The following is a 21,662-nucleotide window of genomic DNA, read 5'->3' as shown; positions in this document are numbered from 1 at the left end:
CCCGTCACGTGACCGGGCGGCGTGCCCCGCGGTGGTGTCCGGGAGCTCGCCTGGGACTAACCTGGTGACCGTGAGTACCGTTCCGCACTGCGATGACGTCCTGCCAGGGGACGTCGAGACGATCAACCTTCCCGAGGTCTCCCGGCGTCTGGGCATCCCGGTCACCCGTGTGCACGACCTCCTCCGCGAGGGCGCGTTGCTCGCCGTCCGACGTGCCGGCGTGGTGGTGGTCCCCGCCGTGTTCCTGGATGACGACGACGAGGTGGCGCGATTCCTGCCCGGACTCGTCTCCGTGCTCCGGGACGGGGGATACGGCGACGCGGAGATCCTGCGGTGGCTGTTCACACCGGACGACAGTCTGCCGGGTCGCCCGGCGGACGCCCTGCACGGTCACCGCGCCCGCGAGGTCATCCGTCGCGCGCAGGCGATGGCGTTCTGACCCCGTCGGTCGCCCTCCACCACCACCAGCCCGCGAGCAGGGAGCCGATCACGGCGATCCCGACGAGTACGGGGCTGTAGAGACTGGTCGAGCCGTTCGGGCCGATCGCCATGACCAGGAACACGGTGAGCGCGACCGCGATCGAGGTGGACCGCCGTCCGGGGCGCGCCAGCACCCAGAACGCGGCCACCCACACGTGGTACCAGGGCCAGGCGAGCGAGTTGAGCACCACGAAGGCCAGCAGAGCCCACATGATCCCGCGGATCGCGGTGATCCGGTCCCGACGGTGGAGCCACCACACCGCCACGAGTGTCACCGCGAGTACCACTCGTCCGACCTGCCGGGAGACCGCCAGGACGTCCTCGAAACCGGGGGAGTCCGCGACAGCGTGGACCAGATGTGCCACGGCCGTGGGAGCGCTGAGGTAGTTGATCACGCGGTCGGACACGGCGATCGCGTCGAGCCAACCGATCCCGGTACCCGAGGCGAGGGTGGCCAGCGCGAGGACGACCGCGGCGACCGCGGCTGCCAGCGCCGTGTCGGTGAGAGCCCGGAGCCCCGGTCGTGCCTCGGCCGGGTCCGCGCGGCGTCGCGACAGGGCGATCCACAGCAGGAACGGGGCCACGATCACCGCGGTCGCCTTGAAGGCCACCGCGATCCCGATCGCGGCGCCCGCCCACGAGGGACGCCCGTCGAGTGCCAGCACCACCGCCCCGACGCAGGCCACGAGCGGGAAGACCTCGTTGTGCAGACCCCCTGCCAGGTGGATCACTGCCAGGGGTGACGCGCACGCGAGCCACACGGCCGCCCCCGCGTCGACTCCGGTGCGGCGGGCCGCCATCACCAGCAGAGCCGTCAGCGCGGCGAGTGCCGCCAACACCAGCAGGCGCAGGATGATGATCCCCACCGCCGGGTGCCCGCCGGACATGCCCACGACGATCCGCATGAGGAGGAGATGGAGCGGGCCGTACGGGGTCGCGGTCGACCGCCAGTCAGGGCTGACCTCGTCCGTGAAGGGGCCGGGGTTCGCCTCGGGGCCGAACTCGTACGGGTCGACCCCTGCCGCGGTCATCGCCCCCTGGGCGAGGTAGGACCAGGCGTCGCGGCTGAACATCGGGACGGCGGGGAGCAACGGGAGCGCCCACAGGGCGGTGGCCCAGACCGCGTCCCGGGTGGGGAGCCGACCGGAGAACGCCCGCGGGCCGAGCGCCAGCCATGCGGTGACCATGAGCACGACGCCGATCCAGCACAGGGCGAGAGCCAGGATGGCACCGTGGCCGAAGGTGAACCCCAGCAGGCCCACGGCCGCCGCGGGGCCGCCGTCCACCGGCAGTGCACCGGCGCCGAACCCGCCGAGGGTCAGCAGGACCGAACCGAGGACCCCGCGCCGGAGGGCGGGGCCGGAGGGACCGGTCAGGGCGGACCGGGCCGAGGTGGCCAGTGAGGTGCTCGCCGCGGTCTCCGGTACGGGGTCCGGGGCCGTCATCACGCGTATCGGCGGGTGGCGGCCTCGGCCAGGTCGCGCAGAGTGTCCCGGCCGTGGTCGCTCACCGCGTCGGAGCCGATCGCGTCCAGGGCCCGCACGGTGAGGGAGTCGATCTCCGCCTCGACTGAGGCGACCGCTCCCGAGTCGACGAGAACGCGGCGGGCCCGTTCGAGCTCGGCGGGGTCGAGATCCGTGCCCAGCACGGCGAGCAGGAAGTCCGCGTCCCCCGTCGGTGCCAGGGCCAGGCCCCGGGCCAACAGGAGGGTCCGCTTGCCCTCCCGGAGGTCGTCCCCGGACGGTTTGCCGGTGACCTCGGGATCCCCGTACACCCCGAGCATGTCGTCGCGGAGCTGGAAGGCCTGACCCACCGCCACGCCGAATTCCCGCAGTGCCGCGACGGTGTCGTCGCCGGCCCCGGCCAGTTCGGCGCCGATGTGGAGTGGACGCTCGACCGTGTATGCCGCGGTCTTGAAGCGGTTGACCCGGGTGGGCGTCAGCTCGTCCGTCGCGCCGGAGGACTCGGCGAGGATGTCGAGCATCTGGCCGGAGAGCACCTCGGTCTTCATCGCGTACCAGGGACCGAGCGCGCGTCCGAGCGCGTCGGGAGCGACACCCGAGGTCACGAACATCTCGTCCGCCCAGGTCAGGGCCAGGTCGCCGACCAGTATCGCCTGGGATACGCCGTACCGTGCGGGGTCCCCGGCCCACCCGTGCTCCCGGTGCGCCGCCTCGACGGAGCGGTGGACCGTCGGTCGACCACGGCGGGTGTCGGAGGCGTCGACTATGTCGTCGTGGATCAGGGCGCACGCCTGGATCAGCTCGAGTGCGGCGCATGCGGTGACGATCTCGTCAGGGGCGATCGCGTCGGCGGAGCTCGCCGCCGACCAGCCCGCCAGACCGAACCGGGGCCGCATCCGTTTGCCACCGGTCAGGACGAAGTCGGAGAGCAGGCCTGCCAGGGCGTCCACCCGCTCGTCGACCCCGGCCACGACCCGGCGTCGTCCGTCGAGGTGGTGGCGGAGGGCCCCGAGCACCCGGTCTCCGTCGCCTGGACGAGTCGCCGTGACCACGGTCACCATCCCTTCCGGGCGTCGGAGTCCGGCGCCCTCGCTCCGTGTGATCCTAGTCGCCGGGTGGAGGTCGGCACCGACGCGTGTCGGGCTACCCTGGTCCGGTGACCCAGCTACCCGAACCCGAGCCAGTGGGCGGCGACCGGCACCCGAGCATCGTGGAGCGGATCGCCGTGTCGACCACCCCCAGGGTGCCGTTCTCCGTCGAGTTCTACCCGCCCCGCGACGAGGCCGCGGAGGACCGTCTGTGGCGCGCGGCCTCCGTGTTCTCCGAACTCGGAGCGGCCTTCGTCTCCGTCACCTACGGGGCCGGCGGGTCGACCCGCGACCGTACGGTCCGGGTGGTGGAGCGCGTGGTGCGCGAGACGGATCTGGTCCCGATCGCCCATCTCACCGCGGTGGGGCACACGATCGCGGAACTGCGCGAGATGATTCAGATGTACGCCGACGTCGGGGTCTCCAACATCCTGGCGCTCCGCGGGGACCCGCCCGGGGACCCGCTGGGCGACTGGACTCCGCATCCCGAGGGACTGCACTACGCCGAGGAGCTCGTCCGGCTGATCCACGAGGTCGGGGACTTCCACGTGGGCGTCGCCTCGTTCCCGGAGGGACACTACCGGGCACGTGACCTCGACCACGACACGGAGATCCTGCTCAACAAGCTCAGGGCCGGCGCCGAGTACTCGATCACTCAGATGTTCTGGGACGTGGAGCACTACCTGCGCCTACGGGACCGCGTTGCGGCGGCGGACCCGGAGGCGGCCGCCAAGCCGATCATCCCCGGGTTGATGCCCGTCACGAGCCTGCGGCAGGTCAAGCGCATGGTCGAGCTGTCGGGGTGCGCGCTGCCCGACGGGTTGTCCGAACGACTGCGGTCAGCGGCGGGGGACGGGCCCGAGGAGAACCGCGCCGCGGTCCGCGAGGTGGGGATCGGGTTCGCCACCGAACTGTGTGAACGTCTGATCGGCGAGGGCGTGCCGTGCCTGCACTTCAACACCCTGAACTTCTCGCGGGCCACCCACGAGGTGTTGACCAATCTGTCGATGGTGCCGTCCTCGGGGGTCGGGGCGAGCAGGGCCTGACGCGGGCGGACCGGTACCGAACCGCGCCTGCGCGTGCGTTCAGCGGGTGAGCCGGTCCGCCCGCGCCCGCGAGGTTCGGGCGGCGAGGACCGTCCCGATGGACACCAGGAGCGCGGCCCCGATCCCGACGATCATCCACACCGCGAAGCCCCGTGCGGCCGGGTCGGGGTAGGACGATGACGCCTGCATCCGGGTGATGGATCCGGGCGCGGGGGTCCAGCTCACCGAGTTCCCTCCACCGGGCGTGCCGTTGGATTCGCTGATGCGGTTGGGGAACGTGAGGTCCACCCGGGTGGTGGCGGACTCCGTCCGGTCCGCGGGGACGCCGGACAGGTCCACCGAGCCGGTGAAGGAGACCGTGTCGCCGCTTCGCCGGAAACCCATCGTGTACGGACGGGCCCCCTCGACCTCGATCGCGAGCGACAGTGCATCCACCTCGGCGAACGTCAGCTGCGTGAAGTAGATCTCCCTGCCGGTGAAGCCGTCCGCGGAGTAGGCCGTGATCCTCACCTTCTGCTCCAGACCGGACGGGGTGGTCAGCCGGTCGAGAGCGGCCGTCTGCGCGGGGTTGTCTCCGGCCACGAGGATCCGACCCGAGACCGTGTCATCCTTGCGCACGCTCATCTGGGCGTTCAGCTGGAGGCAACCGGTGAGGACGAACAGCATCGTCACCAGGGCGGTCACACCCAGTAGTCGTCGCTTCGCGCTGGGCCCCGGGGCCGCCACGGGTCCGGTCGCGGTGGTGCTGGGTCCTGTCACGATCGTCATTGTGCCCGTGTGCGTCGCCGACGCCGCGTCGACGTGCCGAGTCGACGACCGACGAGTCGGGCCACAGTCCGACCACTGGTGCCGATGACCCCTCCTCCCGGGTGGGTCGAGGCGCCCGTGAGGAAGACGCCGTCCGCACCGGGGACGGTGTGGTCGGCCAGATCCGGGTGGGGGCGCATGGGGAGCATCTGGTCGAGGGACATCTCCACGTGCATGACGTTGCCCCCGATCAACCCGAGTTCGGTCTCCAGGTCCTCCGGGGTCTGGACGTGCCGGTGGACGATCGAGTCACTCAACCCGGGAGCGAAGCGTTCGGCGGCCGCGATGATCCGGTCCGCCTCGCCCGGGCCGGCCTCGGACCAGGATCGGCCGTCGGCCAGGTGACGGGGGTGCCACTGCGACCACAGTGTCAGCTCGTGGCGGCCCGCCGGGGCGAGCGAGGGGTCGAGCGAGCTGAAACTCATGGCGAGGACGGCGGGGTCCGCGTCGAGTCCGCCGGCGGCCGCGACACCGTAGCGGTGGTCCAGCCGGCGACGGTCGGTCACGAGTAGTTGCAACCCGCGCGCACTGGTGGCCGTGGGCACACCCGGGTACCGCGGCAGATCGGTCGTGCCGAGGCGGACGACCATCCCCAGTCCGAACCCCGGACGGATCCGGCGGCGCCAGGCGTCGAGCCGCGCGGCGGGGAGGTCCCGGGAGAGGAGATCGAGGGTGGTGTGGACGTGACAGGCGGCGACGACGACGGAGCAGTACAGCGACGGTCCCGCCTCGGTGTCGACCCGCCAACCGTCGCCCGATCGGCGGATCGCGGTGGCGCCGGACCCCGCCGTGACCGAACCGCCTCCGGCTCGGACCGCGGACACCAGCGCTTCCGCGAGGGCGCCCGACCCGCCGACGGCGCGGCCGGGAGGGGTCCGGTGCATCAGGGCCGCGAAGCCGATCATCGGCGCGGTGCCCGGATGGGACATCGGCGGGCCGGACTGGGCGCCGAACCAGGACAGCGCGGCCTTGAGCCTCTCCGAGTCGAAGGTGGCGTCGAGCAGCGCGTCGCCGGAGGACAGAAAGGTCTGGACGGTGCCGAAGGGATCCCGGAGATCCTCCTTGCCGAGGAACGCCGAGCCCAGGCCGGCGGCTGTGGGGCGCACACCGAAGCCCTTCATCATCCGCCCGGCCAGGACGTCCCATCGGCGGACGAATCCACGGTAGGCGTCCGCGTCGGCCTCACCGCAGGCCGCGGCGATACTGGCGCAGGTGGCGTCGAGGTCGTGTCGGAAGACGATCGGCGGCTCGTCGCTGCCCGGCGGGGCGGGAGCGAACCCCCACGGGTCGCAGTCCACGTACCGCAGTCCGTGGGCGGCCAGGTTCAGTTCCTCCGGGATCCCGGTGTGTCGGATCATCAGGTGAGCCGACGACCCACGATCCGTGCGGTGCCCGGGATAGCGCTCGACCGTCGAGGTGGCACCGCCCAGGACCGTGTCCTTCTCCACCACGTGCACGTCCAACCCGGAGCGGGCGAGATAGGCGGCGCAGATCAGGCCGTTGTGGCCTGAACCGATCACCACTACGTCATGCCGGTTGGTCACGAGGGCCTCTCGAGTGGGGTGAGGGGGAGCGGACGCGAGAGTACGGCGAACGGCCTGGCATCGCCTTCGAACCTGTACGAGCGGAGCACGTCCGTGAACCCCATGGACCTGTACAGTCGCCACGCTCCGTTGGCCTCGTCGTCGACCTCGGGGGTCGACAGGAGCACGGATTCCTCCGTGCGACCGGACAGGAAACTCCGGAGCAGGCCCGTTCCTATACCGCGTCCCTGGTAGCGGGGTGACACGTGCAGCTCCGTCAGCTCGACGTAGTCCGCGGGCAACTCCGTGTCCTGTTCGCGCAACCCCCGTGCGACCTGTTCGTACCACCACTGGCCGGGAGCGCCCCGGTAGCCGTAACAGATCGCGACCAGGGGGCCACGGGCGTGCCCCAACAGTCGACGACGGGGCGCCTCGAAGGCGGCGACCCCCGACCACCCGTCCCGGTGGCTGTGCTCGATCCACGCCGGGGCGCGCGACCGGATCACCTGGGGTGGATAGGCCATGGCGTCGACGTAGACACCGAGCGCCTCCGGCAGTCGGTCACGGAATTCCCCGGCGTCCAGGCGGGTGATCACGGTGTCCATCCACCCCATCTCATCACGTGTGGGCGTTCGCGACCGCGAGTTGTGTCGGACCCCGCCGATAGCGTGCGGGCAGAAGGGGAGGTGCAGCGGAGATGGGATCGAGAATCATGGGACGGGCACCGGGCGGGGGTGCTGTGGGATCCCTCGGACGGGCGGGACGTGCCGAACTGCACCGTGGGCGTGCGGTGGCCGCCCCCTCACCTGCCGAACGGTTCCTCGAGTCCTACCGGGCCGCGCGATCCGCGGCAGCGGCTCTGCTGTCACCGGGCCCGCGTCGACGCGGACCGTCCGATGTGTGGCACCGACTCGCGGCAGAGGTACCCGAGCTGGGGGAATGGGCCACTGCGTTCGGCGGGTACTCGTCTCTTGCCGCAGCGGTCGAGGACGGGCTTCCCCGCACCGTGACACCCCGGATGGCGGACGATTTCCTCTGGGCCGTCGGGCGGTTCCTCGACCTGGTGGACGAGCGGCTGGGGGTCCTGGGACCTGCCGCGTGAGAGCGGGGGCCACATACGGGCCGACCTTCCGGCACATCCGCAGCAATCTCGGTGGTCACCGCCGCCTCGCGCTCGTATGATGGGGGGAACCCTTGACCGGCTGATTTCCCGTAGACGGTCGACGTCACACGGCCGAGCCGGCCGCGCTCGTAACCGCGAGCATCTGAAGGAGGTCGAAGTGCCCCTGTCCGAGCACGAGCAGCGCATGCTCGACGAGATCGAGAACGCGCTCTATGCCGACGACCCCAAGTTCGCGTCGTCCGTTAGAAAGACCAGCGGGCCCGGTGGTCGACGTCCCGCCGGTCTTGTGGTGGTCCTCGGCCTCGTCGGGGTGGCGCTCCTCGTGGGAGGGCTGGCACTGGACTTCAAGCCGGGCGGTTTCCCCGTCCTCAGTCTCGTGGGGTTCCTCGTGATGTTCGCGGCGGGAGTGCTCGCCATGCGCTCGGCGCCGTCCAAGCGCTCGTCGGGTGGCACTACAGGGAGCGGCTCACGGGTGCCCGGCGCCGGGCGGACCTCACCCAAGGCCGCCGACGGCCGTAGCTATTCATCCCGCATGGAGGACCGCTTCCGCCGTCGCTTCGAGCAGTAGCCACGCAGCACCGATCACGTTCCGGGAGGGGCGAGCGCACCAGCGCTCGCCCCTCCCGCCTATTTGCGGGGGTTCAGGACGCCACGGGTTCAGGACGCCACGGGTTCAGGACGCCAGGGGTTCAGGACGCCACAGGGTCGGGACGAGACGGTGCAGACGTGTTCCGCCACGAGTCCCCCCGCCTCTCCACTTCGCCCCACCCAAAGTCCACACACCACCCCATTCGTACGAAACCGTCACATCAGCACCACCTGTGCCGCCTGGATTGCCGATCCGGACCGGGTCCCATGCGCAGGCGATCGGCGGTCCGCAGCCCATTTGAGGCGTGTGAACTGCATTGATGTAACACGGTGGGGCGAAGTGGGGCGCAGACCTTGTTTGTGGGGCGTTGTGGGGTACAGTGGGGGACGCAAGGAGCTCGAAGGGGCCTGAACCCAGGAGGTGGCGGGTGACCGACACCGACCCCGCCGACTCCGGGCGTGAACGAGCCTTTGTCGGGTACGGGACCCACCGTCCCAAGCTCGACGACAAGGGGCGGCTGACGATCCCCGCCAGATTCAGGTCAGGCCTGGCGGACGGGGTGGTCGTGTGTGGGTGGTTCACCAACACGCTCTCGGTCTTCCCGGAGGACGAGTTCGACGCGCTGGTCAGAAAGGTCCGGCCGACCGCCAACCTCAGCGAGAGGCATATGGCGTTCTTCCGGCTCCTGGTGAGCGGTGCGGAAGTGCAACAACTCGATTCACAGGGGCGGGTATCCATCCCGGTGAGTCAGCGGAACTACGCCGGTCTCGACAAGGACTGCGTCGTCAATGGTCTCGGGGAGCGTCTCGAGGTCTGGGACGCGGAGGCCTGGGACCGCTACAGCGCGGCGAACCTACCCGTGTTCTCCGAGATGGAGGGCACTTCCCTGGGGATCGAGTTCTGACCCCCGGGCCGGACGAGAACTTCAGCACGACAGCACGACGGACGGAGCCCCCCGGCCCCTGCCCGGCACCACCCTGACGTACTTCCCCAACGCCAGGTGGGTACCGGACGGGGACCAGGGGGCTCCACCACAACCGGAGCAGCACCGACGACATCCGGACGCGAGGGAGGCGAGATGGCAGACGAGCCCGACGCCGACCGCGCGGCGGCGCGATCAGGACACATCCCCGTCTTCCTCGACCGCACCATCGAACTCTTCCGGCCGGTCATCGAGGCCGCGGATGCCCAGGGGCGTCGTCCGGTTATCGTGGACGGCACGTTGGGGTTGGGTGGCCACTCCTCCCATCTCCTCGCCGAGTTCGACGATCTGCGGGTGCTCGGAGTGGACCGCGATCCGGCGGCCCTGGAGATGGCCACCCGGCGTCTCACCGCATTCCGGGACCGCTTCACGCCCGTCCACGCCCGTTTCGACGACTTCGACCTCATCGTGGACAGTCTTCCCACCGATGCCCGGGATGAGTCCGGTCCGGCGATCGACGGTGTTCTCCTAGACTTCGGAGTCTCCTCGATGCAGCTCGACGTGCCCGAGCGCGGGTTCGCCTATTCGGTCGATTCCCCCTTGGACATGAGGATGGACCCCACCACGGGTCCGACCGCGGCCGACATCCTGGCGGACTACACGCGTGACGACCTCGCCAGGATCTTCCGGGTCTACGGAGAGGAGCGGTTCGCCCGCCAGATCGCCTCCGCGATCGTGCGCCGTCGGGACACCGATCCGATCGCGTCCAGCGCCCAGCTGGTCGAGCTGCTCTACGACACCATCCCGCAGGGTGCCCGGCGGACCGGCGGCCACCCCGGCAAGCGCGTGTTCCAGGCGTTGCGCATCGAGGTCAACGCCGAGCTCGAGGCGGTGAGCAGCGCCGTGCCCGGGTACCTCGACCTGTTGCGTGAGGGCGGGCGGGCGGTGTTCATGGCCTATCACTCGCTCGAGGACAAGATCGTCAAGCGGGAGCTGACCACGCGGATCGCCTCGCGCACCCCGCCCGGGCTGCCGGTGGAACTCCCCGGTCACGGGCCGGAGTTCGAGGCCGTGACCCGCGGAGCGGAGAAGGCCTCACAGACCGAGATCGACCACAACCCGCGCTCGGCCTCGGTCCGGGTGCGATGCGTCCGGCGTATCGACGGGAGAACCCCATGACGAGCACGATCGACACGCCAGGCTCCGAAGACGGTCTCGGCACCGGGCCCGGGACCACCACCGAGACGCCCCCGCCGGCGACCGGTGTCGGTGCCGTCGGTCTACGTCGGAAGCCGGTCACGCGCTCGGTCCGCGGCCGACGCACGGTGGTCGTGCCCGCGGAACGACTGAGCCCTGCCGAGCTGGCGGGGAGGATCCCCTTCGTCGTCGTCATGCTCCTCCTCATCGGTACCGGTGTGGGCGGCACCCTCCTGTTGTCGGCCCAGACCACCCAGGACACCTACGACCTCAAGAACGCGCGCGACGCCAACGTGGAGCTCGTCGAACGTATGGAAGCGCTGCAGGCCTCCAACGAGCGAGCCCGCTCGGCGGAGGTCCTGGCGCAGCGCGCCGAGAAGCTCGGGATGGTCGGAGTCGCCAGCGCCCCGATCCTGACCAGGGGCTCGGACGGTGTGATCCAGGTGGTCGGCGATCCCGAGGCCCAGCTCGGCGCGCCGATCGAACCACTGCAACCCGCTCCGGTAGCGTCCGGCTCGTCGAGGTCGCCTGACCGGGGCGGATTCGACGCACCGCCCGCGCAGGCTCCCCAGGACAGGACCCCGCGCGGGGTCGCCCCCGTCCCGTATCCGCCTCTCGCCGGCCGCCCGACCCCGGTGGCGCCGCCGGCCCCACTGGACGCGCCCGTTCCCCCGGCTCCCGCCGGGGACTCAGCGCCCGAACCACCTGCGCCCGAACCACCTGCACCCGAACGAGCTTCGCCCGCGCTCCCGCCGGGCGGCGACCCCGCGACGCTCGCCCCGGTGCCCGGCCCGCTCATGATGACGAACTGATCTGCGAAAGGCCCCCTCGATGACCGATCGACGCACCCCGGGAAAGGGACCCCGGGTCCCCTCGGGGGCCACTCGCGGCACCCGGCCGGGTGAGGGACGGCCACCCACCCGCTCCGGCCGGGTCCTCACCGCCGCCTCGAGCGACCGGCGGTTCACCTGGATGCGCTCCGCCTTCGTCGTGATCATGGTGATCGCTCTGGTCAAGCTCCTGTGGGTGCAGACGATCGGCGGGACCGAACTCGCGGCGCGGGCCGAGAGTCAACGTCAGGTCCACCAGGTGCTGCCCGCCACCCGGGGCGCCATCGTCGACCTCGACGGCGACCCCATCGCGTTCACCCGTGAGGCCCGGGATCTGTCCATCCAGCCCCTGGTCGAGGAGCGCAATGCTCAGGCACGCAAGGAACTCGACCGCACCAAACCCACCTGGGAGGAGCTGGTCGAGGAGATCGCGGACGAGTTCGAGTCCGTACTCGGGGACGCGGTCGACCGCGACGAGATCGAGGCCAAGCTCACCTCCGAGGGTGGTTTCACCTATCTCGTCCGCAACGTCGACGTCACCCAGGCCAACGCGATCACCAAGAAGTTCCCCATGATCGGCGCGGAGCGCGTGGACATCCGCGAGTACCCGGGGGGAGCACTCGCCGCGAACGTGGTGGGCGCGACGTCGAAGAGCGACGACGGCACGCTCATCGGGCTCCAGGGGATCGAGGCGGCCTTCAACGACCAACTCGACGGCGAGGACGGCCGTCAGACCTTCGACAGGGCGCAGGACGACACGGTCATCCCGGGAACCCTGCGTAACGTCACCACGCCGCGCAACGGTGACACGATCCGTCTCACCCTCGACGCGGACCTGCAATGGCACGTCCAGAAGGCTGTGCAGTCCGCCAAGGACACCTCCGGGGCGCAGAACGCGTCGGCGGTGGTGTTGGACGCCCAGACCGGCGAGGTCAGGGCGATGGCCAATGACAACACCTTCAACCCCTCAGTGGGGATCGGTGCGGAGCTCGAGCGGGGGGCCGACCTCGGGAACCCGGCGATCACCTCGCCGTTCGAACCCGGATCGGTGAACAAGATCGTCACGGCCTCGGCCGCGATCGAGGCGGGTCTGACCGACCCCGGGGAGGTCCACTCCGTCGACGGCAGCATCAGCATGGAGGGGGTGACCGTCTCCGACGCGTGGCAGCACGGGCCCACGCCCTATACGACCACCGGCATCTTCGGTAAGTCCTCCAACGTGGGGACCCTCATGCTGGCCCAGCGGGTAGGCAAGGCGCCGTATTCCGAGTACCTGGAGAAGTTCGGGCTCGGGCAGCGCTCCGGTATCGAACTCGCCGGTGAATCCGCCGGGTTGGTCCCCGATCTGGAGAACTGGCAGGGCGGGACCTTCGCCAACCTGCCCATCGGGCAGGGCCTGTCCATGACCACCCTGCAGATGGCGGGGATCTACCAGACGATCGCCAACGACGGTGTCCGGGTGCCGCCCCGGATCGTCGCCGAGCGGGTGGGCCCGGACGGTCAGTCGCACGTGGCGGACCGACCGGAGGGAGAGCGCGTGGTGAGCGAACAGACCGCTCGCACGGTGCGCGACATGTTCCGCTCCGTGGTGCAGTCGGGTCCCGGGGCACAGACCGGTACCGGCCCGCAGGCCGCGGTCGCCGGCTACCAGATCAGCGGGAAGACCGGAACGGCACAGCAGATCGACCCGGGATGTTCCTGCTACTCGAACTCGCGGTACTGGATCACCTTCTCGGGGATCCTGCCGGCCGACGATCCGCGGTACGTGATCGCGATCATGCTCGACGCCCCCCAGCGCGGAGCGCTCGGCGCGTCCGCCGCGCCGCTGTTCCACGACATCGCCTCCTGGCTGGTCAACCGGGACAACATCCCGCCGTCCGCCCCTGCGCCGGACCTGGTCCTGCAGGCGCGGTGACCGGCGCCCGGCAGGGTAGCGTGTAGCGGGTTCACGGGAGGTCACGGACAACGAGAGGCGGGTCGAGGACAGGCGATGACGACAGCGGCACAGCTGGCGGACAGGGTGCGGGCCACCCTCCTCGGCGACAGGGCGGCTGCCCACACCGACCTGACCGGAGCGACCATTCGCGCCCAGGACGCCGGTCCCGGCGTACTCTTCGCGGCACTGCCCGGCACCAGGATCCACGGCGCCTCGTTCAGTGCGACCGCACTCGACTCGGGGGCCGCGGCCGTGCTGACCGATGTCGACGGTCTGGAGCTGATGGGGTCCCTCGTCGAGCGCGTCCCGGTCCTCGTCCACCCCGAACCGCGCTCCGTCCTGGGCGCCGTCTCGGCGGCGGTCGCCGGGGACCCGTCATCGGTGTTGGATGTCGTGGGCATCACCGGCACCTCGGGAAAGACCACGACCTCGTACCTGGTGGAGGCGGCCCTCGAGGGGTGCGGCCTCGCGGCCGGGATCATCGGTACGACGGGCAGCCGTGTGCACGGACGGTCCCTGCCCAGCAGTCTCACCACCCCCGAGGCCCCCGAGTTCCAGGCGCTGCTGGGAGTGATGCGCGCCGAGGGCGCGCGCGCCGTGGCCGCCGAGGTCTCGAGCCACGCGCTGCGGCTCGGACGGGTGGACGGGACACGGTTCGCCGTCGGTGCCTTCCTCAACCTCTCGCAGGACCACCTGGACTTCCACCCGAGTATGGAGGACTACTTCCGCGCGAAGAGCCGACTCTTCGACGCCGCGGCGGACCCGGGTTCGGCGGTGCGGCCGGCGACGAGGGCCGTCATCGTGGTCGACGACGAGTGGGGTCGGCGGCTGCTGGACTCCCGACCCGACGCGGTGACGGTCTCGGCCGAGCCGGACGGGGAGGCCGACTGGACGGCGGGGGAGTCCACGACCACCGAGCAGGGGACCCAGACCTTCACCGCCCACGGGCCGGACGGCGCGGTGGTCGATGTGGAACTGCCGCTGCTCGGCCGCTTCAACGTCGCCAACGCTCTGGTCGCGCTGGCCGTGGTCGACGCCCTGGGGGAGGACGTCAGGTCCGCGGGGGCCGGTCTCGCGGACGTGCGGGTCCCGGGACGACTGGAGCCGGTGGTGCGGGGCCAGGACTTCCGGGTCCTCGTGGACTACGCACACAAGCCCGGCGCGGTCGCCGCGGTGCTCCGTTCCGTGCGCGCCCAGACCCGGGGGCGGGTGGCGGTCGTGCTGGGTGCGGGCGGGGACAGGGACCCGGGCAAGCGTCCGCTCATGGGCGCCGCCGCGGCGGAGGTCGCCGACCTGGTGGTGGTGACCGACGACAACCCGCGTGGCGAGGACCCCGCCGCGATCCGTGCCGCCGTCCGCGCCGGCGCGGACGGCGCGGCGACCGGGGGGACCCGTATCGAGGAGATCGGGGACCGGGGAGCGGCGATCGCCGCGGCGATCGACTGGGCACGCCCGGGCGACGTGATCGTGATCGCGGGGAAGGGGCACGAGACCGGGCAGGAGATCGACGGTTCGGTCTTCCCCTTCGACGACCGGGCCCGCGCGGCAGAAGAGCTCATCAGACGCCTGGAATACACCGGGTCAGCAGGCCAGACGGAGGACAGTACGTCATGATCGACCTCACCCTCGGCGAGATCGCCCGGATCGTCGGCGGTCGGGTGGTCGGAGGCGACCCCGCGACCGTCGTGACCGGATCCGTCGAGTTCGACTCCCGGCGCCTCGAGGACGCCGGCCTGTTCCTCGCCCTTCCCGGCGAGCGGGTCGACGGCCACGATTTCGTCGCCCGCGCACTCGAAGCGGGTGCCGCGGCCGCGCTGGTCGCCCGCGAGGTCACCGGGGTCCCCGCCGGTGTGGGAGCGCAGATCGTGGTGCCGCCCGTCGACCCACGCGAGACCAACGCGATGGCCCTGACCGCCGATTCCGACGGCTCCGGTGCGGCCGTGCTCGCGGCCCTCGGCTCCCTGGCGCGCGCCAGCGTGGACAGGCTCGTCGCCGATCACGGGCTCGTCGTGGTCGGGATCACGGGCTCGTCCGGCAAGACCAGCACCAAGGATCTCGTGGGCGCGGTGCTCTCGGCCGCCGGGACCGTCGTCGCCCCTCCGGGCTCGTTCAACAACGAGATCGGACACCCCTGGACCGCGTTGCGCGCCGACGAGTCCACGGACTTCCTGGTCCTCGAACTGAGCGCCCGTGCCCCCGGCAACATCAGCGAACTGGCGGCCATCGCCCCACCGAGGATCGGGGTGGTCCTCAACGTGGGCACCGCCCACCTGGGCGAGTTCGGGTCGCGGGACATCATCGCCGCGACGAAGGGCGAGCTGGTCGAGGCGCTCCCGGACGCGGCCCACGGAGGGGTCGCGATACTCAACGTCGACGACGACCGGGTCCTGGCCATGGCCACCCGGACGTCCGCCGAGGTCGTGACGGTGGGACTGGGCGGATCCGCCGATGTCCGCGCGGAGAACGTGACGCTCGACGACGAGGTCCGGTCCTCCTTCCGACTGGTCACACCCGGTGGCGCGGCCGACGTGGCGCTGCGTGTCCACGGCGAGCACCAGGTGGGCAACGCCCTCTCGGCCGCCGCCGTCGGTATGGCCTGTGGCATGGACGTGGACGCGATCGCCGCCGCGCTCGGAACGGCCCGGGCCGCCTCCGCGCGGCGGATGGACGTCCGGGTCACCGCGGACGGTGTCACCGTGATCAACGACTCCTACAACGCCAACCCGGACTCGATGCGCGCCGCGCTCAAGTCCCTGGCACTCATGGCGCGGGCGGGTGGAGGTCATCGCCGGACCTGGGCGGTCCTGGGGGAGATGGCCGAACTCGGTGAGGACTCCGTGACCGAGCACGACCTGATAGGACGTTTCCTGGTGCGTCTGGACGTCTCCCAACTGGTGGTGGTCGGAACGGGCCGCCCGCAGCGCGCCCTGTTCCAGGGGGCGGTGCAGGAGGGGTCGTGGGGCAGCGAGGCGGAACACGTCGAGTCCGTCGACCAGGCGATGGCCGTCCTCGACGACCGTGTCGAACCCGGTGACGTGGTGCTGGTCAAGGCCTCGTCGGCCGTCGGATTGTGGAGTGTCGCGGAGCATCTGCTCGCGGCGCGCGGTGAGGGGAAGTCCGAATGACCCAGATCATGATCGCCGGCATCGTGGCGTTCGTCGTGAGCATCTTCCTCACCCCGTTGTTGATCATCTACTTCCGTCGCCACGGCTTCGGCCAGGAGATCCGCCTGGAGGGACCGCAGTCCCACATGAGCAAGCGCGGGACCCCGAACATGGGCGGGGTCGGGATCCTCGCCGCGGTGTGGCTCGGTTACCTGGTGGCCGGGCTGGTCGGCCAGCTGACGGTGGGGGGCGGGGGGTTCACCGCCTCCGGCCTGCTCATCCTCGGTCTGGCCACCGCGCTCGCGCTGGTCGGGATGATCGACGACGGCCTCAAGGTGTTCAAACGGCACAACAAGGGCCTGGGCATCCTGTCCAAGACCGTCGGGCAGGTCCTGGCCGCCCTGGCGTTCGGCATCCTGGTCCTGGGATTCCGCAACGACGACGGGCTCACGCCGGCCAGCAGGTCGTTGAGCTACCTGCGGGACTTCGTCGCGGTGACCTTCCCGGTGGCCGTCTTCCTCGTCTTCATCGTGCTGCTGGTCTACGGCTGGTCCAACGCGGTCAACTTCACCGACGGCCTCGACGGGCTCGCCGCCGGCTCCATGGCGATGGTCATGGGCACCTACGTGGTGTTCAGCTTCTGGCAGTTCCGCTACTCGTGCTTCTCCACGGCCGAGGGGGTGGATCTGTCCGGGTGTTACCAGGTCCGCGATCCGCTCGACATCGCGGTGGTCTGCTCGGCCGCGCTCGGGGCGTGCCTGGGCTTCCTGTGGTGGAACGCCGCGCCGGCCAAGATCTTCATGGGCGACACGGGCTCGATGTTCCTGGGCGGCATCGTCGCCGGCGTCTCCGTGGTCTCCCGCACCGAGCTCCTGATGGTGGTCGTCGGCGCGGTCTTCGTGATCGAGTTCGTCTCGGTGCTCATCCAGGTCGTCGCGTTCCGCACCACCGGCCGTCGACCGTTCCGGATGACGCCGATCCACCACCACTTCGAGAACGGCGGCTGGGCCGAGACCACGGTGACCATCCGGTTCTGGCTCCTGGTGGCCATCTCCTGTGGCCTGGCGATCGCGCTGTTCTACGCCGACTGGCTCTCGAGCTCGACGGGATGAGGGACGTGACACGGTCGGAGACGGCGCGGGCCGGAGCGGCCCGGCAGGGCGTGGACATTCCCGGGCTGGACGGCGCCCGGGTGCTGGTTCTCGGCGCCGGGGTGTCCGGCCCCGGTGCGGTCCGGATCCTGTGCGCACTCGGCGCCGAGCCCGTGGTGGCCGACGCGCGACCGGAGGCCGTCGATCGCCTGCGGGAGTCCCTCCCGGACGGCGTGCAGTGCGTGGGCGTGGGTCTCGACCGCGCCGCGGAGCTGATCGGTGCCACCGGTGCCGGAGGCGTCGACCTGGTGGTGACCAGCCCCGGGTGGCGGCCGGACTCCCCGTTGCTGCGCGCGGCCGCCGAGGCGGGCCTCGAGGTGTGGGGCGACGTCGAACTGGCCTGGCGTGCCGACTCGGCGGAGGTGTTCGGACCGAGGCGTACGTGGCTCGCGGTGACCGGCACCAACGGCAAGACCACCACGACCTCGATGCTCGAGGCCATCTGTGTGGAGGCGGGGATGGCGGCCCGGGCGTGCGGGAACATCGGGCTGCCGGTGACCGAGGTGCTGCTCGCCGAGCCGAGGGTGGAGGTCCTCGCGGCCGAACTGTCGAGCTTCCAGCTCCACTGGGCGCCCAGTTGTCGACCCGACGTGGGAGTGGTCCTCAACATCGCGGAGGACCACCTGGACTGGCACGGGTCGATGGAGGCCTACGCGGCGGCCAAGGCGCGGGTCCTCACCGGGCGGGTGGCGGTGGCCGGTGCGGACGACCGGATCGCCGCTCGACTCCTGGCGGATTCGACCGCCGCCACCAGGATCGGTGTGCGACTGGGCCCACCCGGGCCGGGTGAGTTCGGGGTGCTCGACGGAGTCCTCACCGCGCGACCGTCCGGCGACGACGCCGGCCACGGAGAGAACGACGACGAGGTGCGGCTGCTGCCGGCGGTGGACGTCCGCCCGCCCGGCCCCGCGGGCATCCTCGACGCGCTGGCCGCCGCGGCCGTCGCGATGTCGGTGGGCGCGGGGGCGGACCACGTGGCCACCGCGCTCCGCGGATTCACCGCGGGCGCCCACCGCGCCGAGTTCGTCGACACGGTGGAGGGGGTCCGGTTCGTGGACGATTCCAAGGCGACCAACCCCCACGCCGCACGCACCTCCCTGCTGGCCGGGGGGTCGATGGTGTGGCTCGCCGGTGGACTGCTCAAGGGCGCCGACGTGGACCCACTGGTCGCGGAGGTGTCGGAGGTCCTGCGTGGTGTGGTCCTGATGGGTCGCGATCGCGGGCTGATCGCCGAGGCATTGTCCCGACACGCGCCGGGGGTGCCCGTCGTGGAGCTGGCCTCGGGAGACGATGACGGTGCAGCGGCTCCCGACGAGCCGCAGCGGACGATGGACCGCGCGGTCGCCGAGGCCGCACGGATGGCCACCGGAGGCGACACCGTGTTGCTCGCCCCCGCCGCCGCGTCGATGGACATGTTCACCGATTACGGCCACCGCGGGCGCAGCTTCGTGCTCGCCGTGGCCCGGGTTGCCGGGAGGTAGGGCATGGCACAGCAGGAACCCGCTCGCCGGGGCGACGGTCGCGGCGCCCGCGCCGAGCCCGACGCCGGTCCCGACGACCACGCCGGTTCCCGGCCCGACCTGTTGGGCCGCATCGCCGGCCCCCTGGCCGCGATCAACCGAGCCCCACTGACCTCGTATCACGTGGTCATGGTGGTCACCGCTCTCCTCACCGTGATCGGGTTGGGGATGGTGCTGTCGAGCTCCAACGTCCTCGCGTTCTCCGGTGGCGGCACGCCGTTCGACATCTTCCTGCGCCAGGCGGTGTTCGTCGCGATCGGCTGGGTGGGCTTCGTGGTGGCCCTGCGCATGCGGTTCGAGGTGCTCCGGGCGGCCGCGCTGCCGATGCTGCTGGTGTCCATCGGTCTGCTCATCGCCGTCCTGATCCCGGGTGTGGGCATGGAGATCAACGGGTCGCGCAGCTGGATCGATCTCGGGTTCTTCGGGATCCAGCCCGCGGAGATCGCCAAGTTGGCGTTCATCGTCTGGGCGTCCTCGGTGGTGGCCAAGCGGATACGCACCGGGTACTGGCTCGATCTGCTCTTCCCGGCCATCGTGGGGTACGGGGTGGTCGCCGCCCTCGTCGTCGTCGCCCCCGACCTCGGCATGGCCACGGCGGTGACCATCGCCTTCCTGTGCGTGCTGTGGTTCTCCGGGTACCCCACCCGGCACTTCGTGTGGGTGATCGCGTTCGGCACCGTCGTGTTCGGCGTGCTCGCCGTGACGTTCGCCTACCGCTTCGAGCGCATCCGGACGTTCTTCAACACCTTCGTCGGTGACTTCTCCAACCCGCAGGGTTCGGCCTACCAGTCGTATCAGGGGATGCTCTCCCTGGCCGACGGAGGACTGTTCGGGGTGGGTCTGGGCCAGTCCAGTGCCAAGTGGTTCTACCTGCCGGAGGCCACCAACGACTTCATCTTCGCGATCATCGGCGAGGAACTCGGGTGGTTCGGGGCCGCCGTGGTGGTCTCGCTGTACCTGACCCTGGGGTGGGCGGGTATGCGCATCGCGCTGCGGTCGGCCGACCCGTTCCGGCGTCTGCTGGCGGGCACCATCAGCACGACGATCGTCCTCCAGGCGTTCATCAACATCGGGTACGTGGTGGGCCTGCTTCCGGTCACCGGCCTACAGCTGCCCCTCATCTCCAACGGCGGCACCTCGGCGATCGTCACCCTCACGTCTCTGGGGCTGCTCGCCAACTGTGCGCGACACGAGCCCGAGGCGATCTCCGCGATCCTCAGCTCGCCCGAGCGGCGCCGTCGTCGGTGGACCACCCTGCCCGACCCGCGCCCGTACACCCCGGAGCGGCCCGTGCCGGCGTCCGGTACACCCGGGCGGTCGAGCGCCGGAGCCCGGCGCTACGGCGATCCCGTCACCCGGCAGCCGGCGCAGCGGCCGCCCGCCGCACGGCCGTCCACCCCGCCGCGCTCGGGTCAACAGGGCCGCGGGAGGTCCGCACCCGTTCGCGGGGCCGCCCAACCCGCGCCGGTACCCCGGCCCGCGCGTGGCACGCCCGGTGCGCCCGCCTACGAGTCGATGCCGATCCCGGCGGACGCCGCCCGCGACCGCCGCCGCGGGGCCACCGCCATGACCGGCCGCAACGCCCGCCCGGTCCGCGGTCGGGAGGCCGACCGTCGCCAACCGCGACGCCCCGCATCCGAGCCCGGGTCGCGGCAGACGCCGGGCGCGGGCAAGCCCAGCCCGATCCACCGGGGACGCGAGCGATGAGCGCACCACGTTCCGGTGGGCCCTCGGTCCTGGTGGTGGGTGGCGGGACGGCGGGCCACATCGAGCCCGCCCTCGCCGTCGGTGAGGCGGTCACCGCGCTCGACCCCACCGCGCGGGTGACCGCCGTCGGCACCCCCAGGGGTCTGGAGACGGAACTGGTCCCGCGGCGCGGCGTGCCCCTGGAGCTGGTCGATCCCGTGCCACTGCCCCGCCGCGTCGGTGGCGACCTGTTCCGGCTCCCCGCCCGACTGGTGCGCGCGGTGCGGGGCGCCCGCGAGGTGTTGCGCCGGACGGAAGCCGACGTGGTGGTGGGGTTCGGCGGGTACGCCTGTGTCCCCGTGTACCTGGCGGCGGCTCTCACCCGGGGCCGGGTCCCGATCGTGGTCCACGAGGCCAACTCCCGCGCGGGGATGGCGAACAAGGTCGGCGACCGCTTCGCGGTGGCCACGTTGGCGGCGGTCAACGGCTCGGGTCTGGACGCCCGGGTGGTGGGCAACCCGGTCAGGCGGGCCGTGGCCACCCTGGACCGTGCGGCCCTGCGCGCCGAGGCCCGCGCGACCTTCGGGTTGGACCCGGACGCACCGACCGTGCTGGTGGTGGGCGGGTCGCAGGGGGCGCGGTCGCTCAACTCCGCCATGGCCGCCGTCGCCTCGGAGTTCACGCGTTCCGGTGTGGGCGTGCTCCACGCCGTGGGGCCGAAGAACGTGGGGGACGCCCCGCGGGTCGTCGGGGACGGCCCCGCGTACGTGGTGGTGCCGTACCTGGACCGGATGGATCTGGCGTACGCGGCTGCGGACCTGATCCTGTGCCGCTCGGGGGCCATCACCGTGGCGGAGGTGTCCGCGGTCGGGCTCCCCGCGGTGTTCGTCCCGCTCCCGCACGGTAACGGGGAGCAGGCGCTGAACGCCCGTGACCTGGTCGCCGGCGGGGCCGCGTTGCTCGTCGAGGACGCCGCCCTCACCCCGGACTACCTGCGGTCCACGATCCTGCCGCTCGCGCTGGACCCGGACCGCCTGCGGACGATGTCCGCGGCCGCCGTCCACGGCGGCTCACGAGATGCGGCGGAGGTCGTGGCGCGAATCGCGCTCGACGCCGCCGGAAAGGCCAGGCGTTGACCGAGAGCAGCACACCACCAGGAGACACCGCCGGCTCGACCGTGCCCGACGGCCTGACCCG

The 21,662-nt window shown here is 71.4% G+C and carries 19 protein-coding genes; 14 read left to right on the top strand and 5 right to left on the bottom strand.

Translation table 11 applies throughout. From position 1 onward, the window contains the following. Positions 1-70: 70 nt before the first annotated feature. Entirely contained in the window at positions 71-439 is a 369-nt protein-coding gene (locus NJE57_RS10905; protein WP_319028433.1) for an Rv2175c family DNA-binding protein, read from the top strand. Here the strand turns inward: NJE57_RS10905 and mptB are convergent. Together mptB and NJE57_RS10895 are read right to left on the bottom strand one after the other, a co-directional pair. Beyond that, positions 408-1,925: a polyprenol phosphomannose-dependent alpha 1,6 mannosyltransferase MptB gene (gene mptB / locus NJE57_RS10900; protein WP_319028432.1), complete on the bottom strand. Its 1,518-nt coding sequence runs from the start codon at positions 1,923-1,925 to the stop codon at positions 408-410. The genes NJE57_RS10905 and mptB overlap by 32 nt on opposite strands. Beyond that, positions 1,925-3,004 carry a polyprenyl synthetase family protein gene (locus tag NJE57_RS10895; protein ID WP_319028431.1) on the bottom strand — a complete coding sequence of 360 codons (1,080 nt, stop codon included), beginning with the start codon at positions 3,002-3,004 and terminating at the stop codon, positions 1,925-1,927. Before NJE57_RS10895 ends, mptB begins: the two co-directional genes overlap by 1 nt. Before the next feature lie 95 nt (positions 3,005-3,099). Here NJE57_RS10895 and metF point away from each other — a divergent pair, with 95 nt between their 5' ends. Then, positions 3,100-4,077, top strand: a complete 978-nt coding sequence (gene metF, locus NJE57_RS10890; protein ID WP_319028430.1) for a methylenetetrahydrofolate reductase [NAD(P)H] — start codon at positions 3,100-3,102, stop codon at positions 4,075-4,077. A gap of 39 nt (positions 4,078-4,116) precedes the next feature. Here metF and NJE57_RS10885 read toward each other — a convergent pair whose 3' ends face one another. Genes NJE57_RS10885 through NJE57_RS10875 form a run of 3 tightly spaced genes read right to left on the bottom strand, consistent with a single transcriptional unit; the run spans position 4,117 to position 7,012 of the window. Then, the gene (locus tag NJE57_RS10885) at positions 4,117-4,845 is read right to left on the bottom strand and encodes an LppM family (lipo)protein (protein WP_319028429.1); all 729 of its coding nucleotides are present in this window, start codon (positions 4,843-4,845) and stop codon (positions 4,117-4,119) included. After that, entirely contained in the window at positions 4,842-6,428 is a 1,587-nt protein-coding gene (locus NJE57_RS10880; RefSeq protein ID WP_319028428.1) for an NAD(P)/FAD-dependent oxidoreductase, read from the bottom strand. Before NJE57_RS10880 ends, NJE57_RS10885 begins: the two co-directional genes overlap by 4 nt. Further along, entirely contained in the window at positions 6,425-7,012 is a 588-nt protein-coding gene (locus tag NJE57_RS10875) for a GNAT family N-acetyltransferase (protein WP_319028427.1), read from the bottom strand. Before NJE57_RS10875 ends, NJE57_RS10880 begins: the two co-directional genes overlap by 4 nt. Before the next feature lie 92 nt (positions 7,013-7,104). Here NJE57_RS10875 and NJE57_RS10870 point away from each other — a divergent pair, with 92 nt between their 5' ends. The 12 genes from NJE57_RS10870 (at position 7,105) to murG (ending at position 21,601) form a co-directional block, all read left to right on the top strand. Next, positions 7,105-7,509: an SAV_6107 family HEPN domain-containing protein gene (locus tag NJE57_RS10870; RefSeq protein ID WP_319028426.1), complete on the top strand. Its 405-nt coding sequence runs from the start codon at positions 7,105-7,107 to the stop codon at positions 7,507-7,509. Positions 7,510-7,687: 178 nt separating this feature from the next. Continuing rightward, the gene (locus tag NJE57_RS10865) at positions 7,688-8,098 is read left to right on the top strand and encodes a DUF3040 domain-containing protein (RefSeq protein WP_319028424.1); all 411 of its coding nucleotides are present in this window, start codon (positions 7,688-7,690) and stop codon (positions 8,096-8,098) included. Positions 8,099-8,546: 448 nt separating this feature from the next. After that, a complete protein-coding gene (locus NJE57_RS10860) occupies positions 8,547-9,023 on the top strand; it encodes a division/cell wall cluster transcriptional repressor MraZ (protein WP_319028423.1) in 477 nt (158 codons plus the stop codon). 174 nt (positions 9,024-9,197) lie between these two features. Continuing rightward, positions 9,198-10,220, top strand: coding sequence for a 16S rRNA (cytosine(1402)-N(4))-methyltransferase RsmH (rsmH, locus tag NJE57_RS10855; protein WP_319028422.1), 1,023 nt, complete (start codon positions 9,198-9,200; stop codon positions 10,218-10,220). Further along, positions 10,217-11,050: a hypothetical protein gene (locus NJE57_RS10850; protein ID WP_319028421.1), complete on the top strand. Its 834-nt coding sequence runs from the start codon at positions 10,217-10,219 to the stop codon at positions 11,048-11,050. Before rsmH ends, NJE57_RS10850 begins: the two co-directional genes overlap by 4 nt. 19 nt (positions 11,051-11,069) lie before the next feature. Next, complete coding sequence (locus NJE57_RS10845; protein ID WP_319028420.1) at positions 11,070-12,983, top strand: penicillin-binding protein 2; 1,914 nt, start codon at positions 11,070-11,072, stop codon at positions 12,981-12,983. A 75-nt stretch (positions 12,984-13,058) separates the two neighbouring features. Then, complete coding sequence (locus NJE57_RS10840) at positions 13,059-14,618, top strand: UDP-N-acetylmuramoyl-L-alanyl-D-glutamate--2,6-diaminopimelate ligase (protein ID WP_319028419.1); 1,560 nt, start codon at positions 13,059-13,061, stop codon at positions 14,616-14,618. Continuing rightward, positions 14,615-16,129, top strand: a complete 1,515-nt coding sequence (locus tag NJE57_RS10835) for a UDP-N-acetylmuramoyl-tripeptide--D-alanyl-D-alanine ligase (RefSeq protein ID WP_319028418.1) — start codon at positions 14,615-14,617, stop codon at positions 16,127-16,129. Before NJE57_RS10840 ends, NJE57_RS10835 begins: the two co-directional genes overlap by 4 nt. Then, on the top strand, positions 16,126-17,220 hold the full coding sequence (gene mraY / locus NJE57_RS10830; protein ID WP_319028417.1) for a phospho-N-acetylmuramoyl-pentapeptide-transferase: 1,095 nt from the start codon (positions 16,126-16,128) through the stop codon (positions 17,218-17,220). Before NJE57_RS10835 ends, mraY begins: the two co-directional genes overlap by 4 nt. Continuing rightward, the gene (gene murD / locus NJE57_RS10825; RefSeq protein ID WP_413464398.1) at positions 17,217-18,740 is read left to right on the top strand and encodes a UDP-N-acetylmuramoyl-L-alanine--D-glutamate ligase; all 1,524 of its coding nucleotides are present in this window, start codon (positions 17,217-17,219) and stop codon (positions 18,738-18,740) included. Before mraY ends, murD begins: the two co-directional genes overlap by 4 nt. Before the next feature lie 3 nt (positions 18,741-18,743). Beyond that, positions 18,744-20,486 (top strand): putative lipid II flippase FtsW, encoded by a 1,743-nt coding sequence (gene ftsW, locus NJE57_RS10820; protein WP_319028415.1) that lies wholly within the window; start codon positions 18,744-18,746, stop codon positions 20,484-20,486. Beyond that, positions 20,483-21,601 carry an undecaprenyldiphospho-muramoylpentapeptide beta-N-acetylglucosaminyltransferase gene (gene murG, locus NJE57_RS10815; protein WP_319028414.1) on the top strand — a complete coding sequence of 373 codons (1,119 nt, stop codon included), beginning with the start codon at positions 20,483-20,485 and terminating at the stop codon, positions 21,599-21,601. Before ftsW ends, murG begins: the two co-directional genes overlap by 4 nt. Positions 21,602-21,662 lie beyond the last annotated feature (61 nt).

This window comes from Dietzia sp. PP-33 (assembly GCF_033790845.1).
GTDB lineage: Bacteria > Actinomycetota > Actinomycetes > Mycobacteriales > Mycobacteriaceae > Dietzia.
This window is presented reverse-complemented; position numbering and strand designations above follow the sequence as displayed.

Coding starts and splice junctions, on each gene's coding strand:
- ftsW (WP_319028415.1), top strand. CDS start 18,744: ATGGCACAGCAGGAACCCGCTCGCCGGGGCGACGGTCGCGGCGCCCGC.
- NJE57_RS10870 (WP_319028426.1), top strand. CDS start 7,105: ATGGGATCGAGAATCATGGGACGGGCACCGGGCGGGGGTGCTGTGGGA.
- NJE57_RS10850 (WP_319028421.1), top strand. CDS start 10,217: ATGACGAGCACGATCGACACGCCAGGCTCCGAAGACGGTCTCGGCACC.
- mptB (WP_319028432.1), bottom strand. CDS start 1,925: ATGACGGCCCCGGACCCCGTACCGGAGACCGCGGCGAGCACCTCACTG.
- NJE57_RS10875 (WP_319028427.1), bottom strand. CDS start 7,012: ATGGACACCGTGATCACCCGCCTGGACGCCGGGGAATTCCGTGACCGA.
- mraY (WP_319028417.1), top strand. CDS start 16,126: ATGACCCAGATCATGATCGCCGGCATCGTGGCGTTCGTCGTGAGCATC.
- murD (WP_413464398.1), top strand. CDS start 17,217: ATGAGGGACGTGACACGGTCGGAGACGGCGCGGGCCGGAGCGGCCCGG.
- rsmH (WP_319028422.1), top strand. CDS start 9,198: ATGGCAGACGAGCCCGACGCCGACCGCGCGGCGGCGCGATCAGGACAC.
- NJE57_RS10840 (WP_319028419.1), top strand. CDS start 13,059: ATGACGACAGCGGCACAGCTGGCGGACAGGGTGCGGGCCACCCTCCTC.
- NJE57_RS10835 (WP_319028418.1), top strand. CDS start 14,615: ATGATCGACCTCACCCTCGGCGAGATCGCCCGGATCGTCGGCGGTCGG.
- murG (WP_319028414.1), top strand. CDS start 20,483: ATGAGCGCACCACGTTCCGGTGGGCCCTCGGTCCTGGTGGTGGGTGGC.
- NJE57_RS10845 (WP_319028420.1), top strand. CDS start 11,070: ATGACCGATCGACGCACCCCGGGAAAGGGACCCCGGGTCCCCTCGGGG.
- NJE57_RS10885 (WP_319028429.1), bottom strand. CDS start 4,845: ATGACGATCGTGACAGGACCCAGCACCACCGCGACCGGACCCGTGGCG.
- NJE57_RS10895 (WP_319028431.1), bottom strand. CDS start 3,004: ATGGTGACCGTGGTCACGGCGACTCGTCCAGGCGACGGAGACCGGGTG.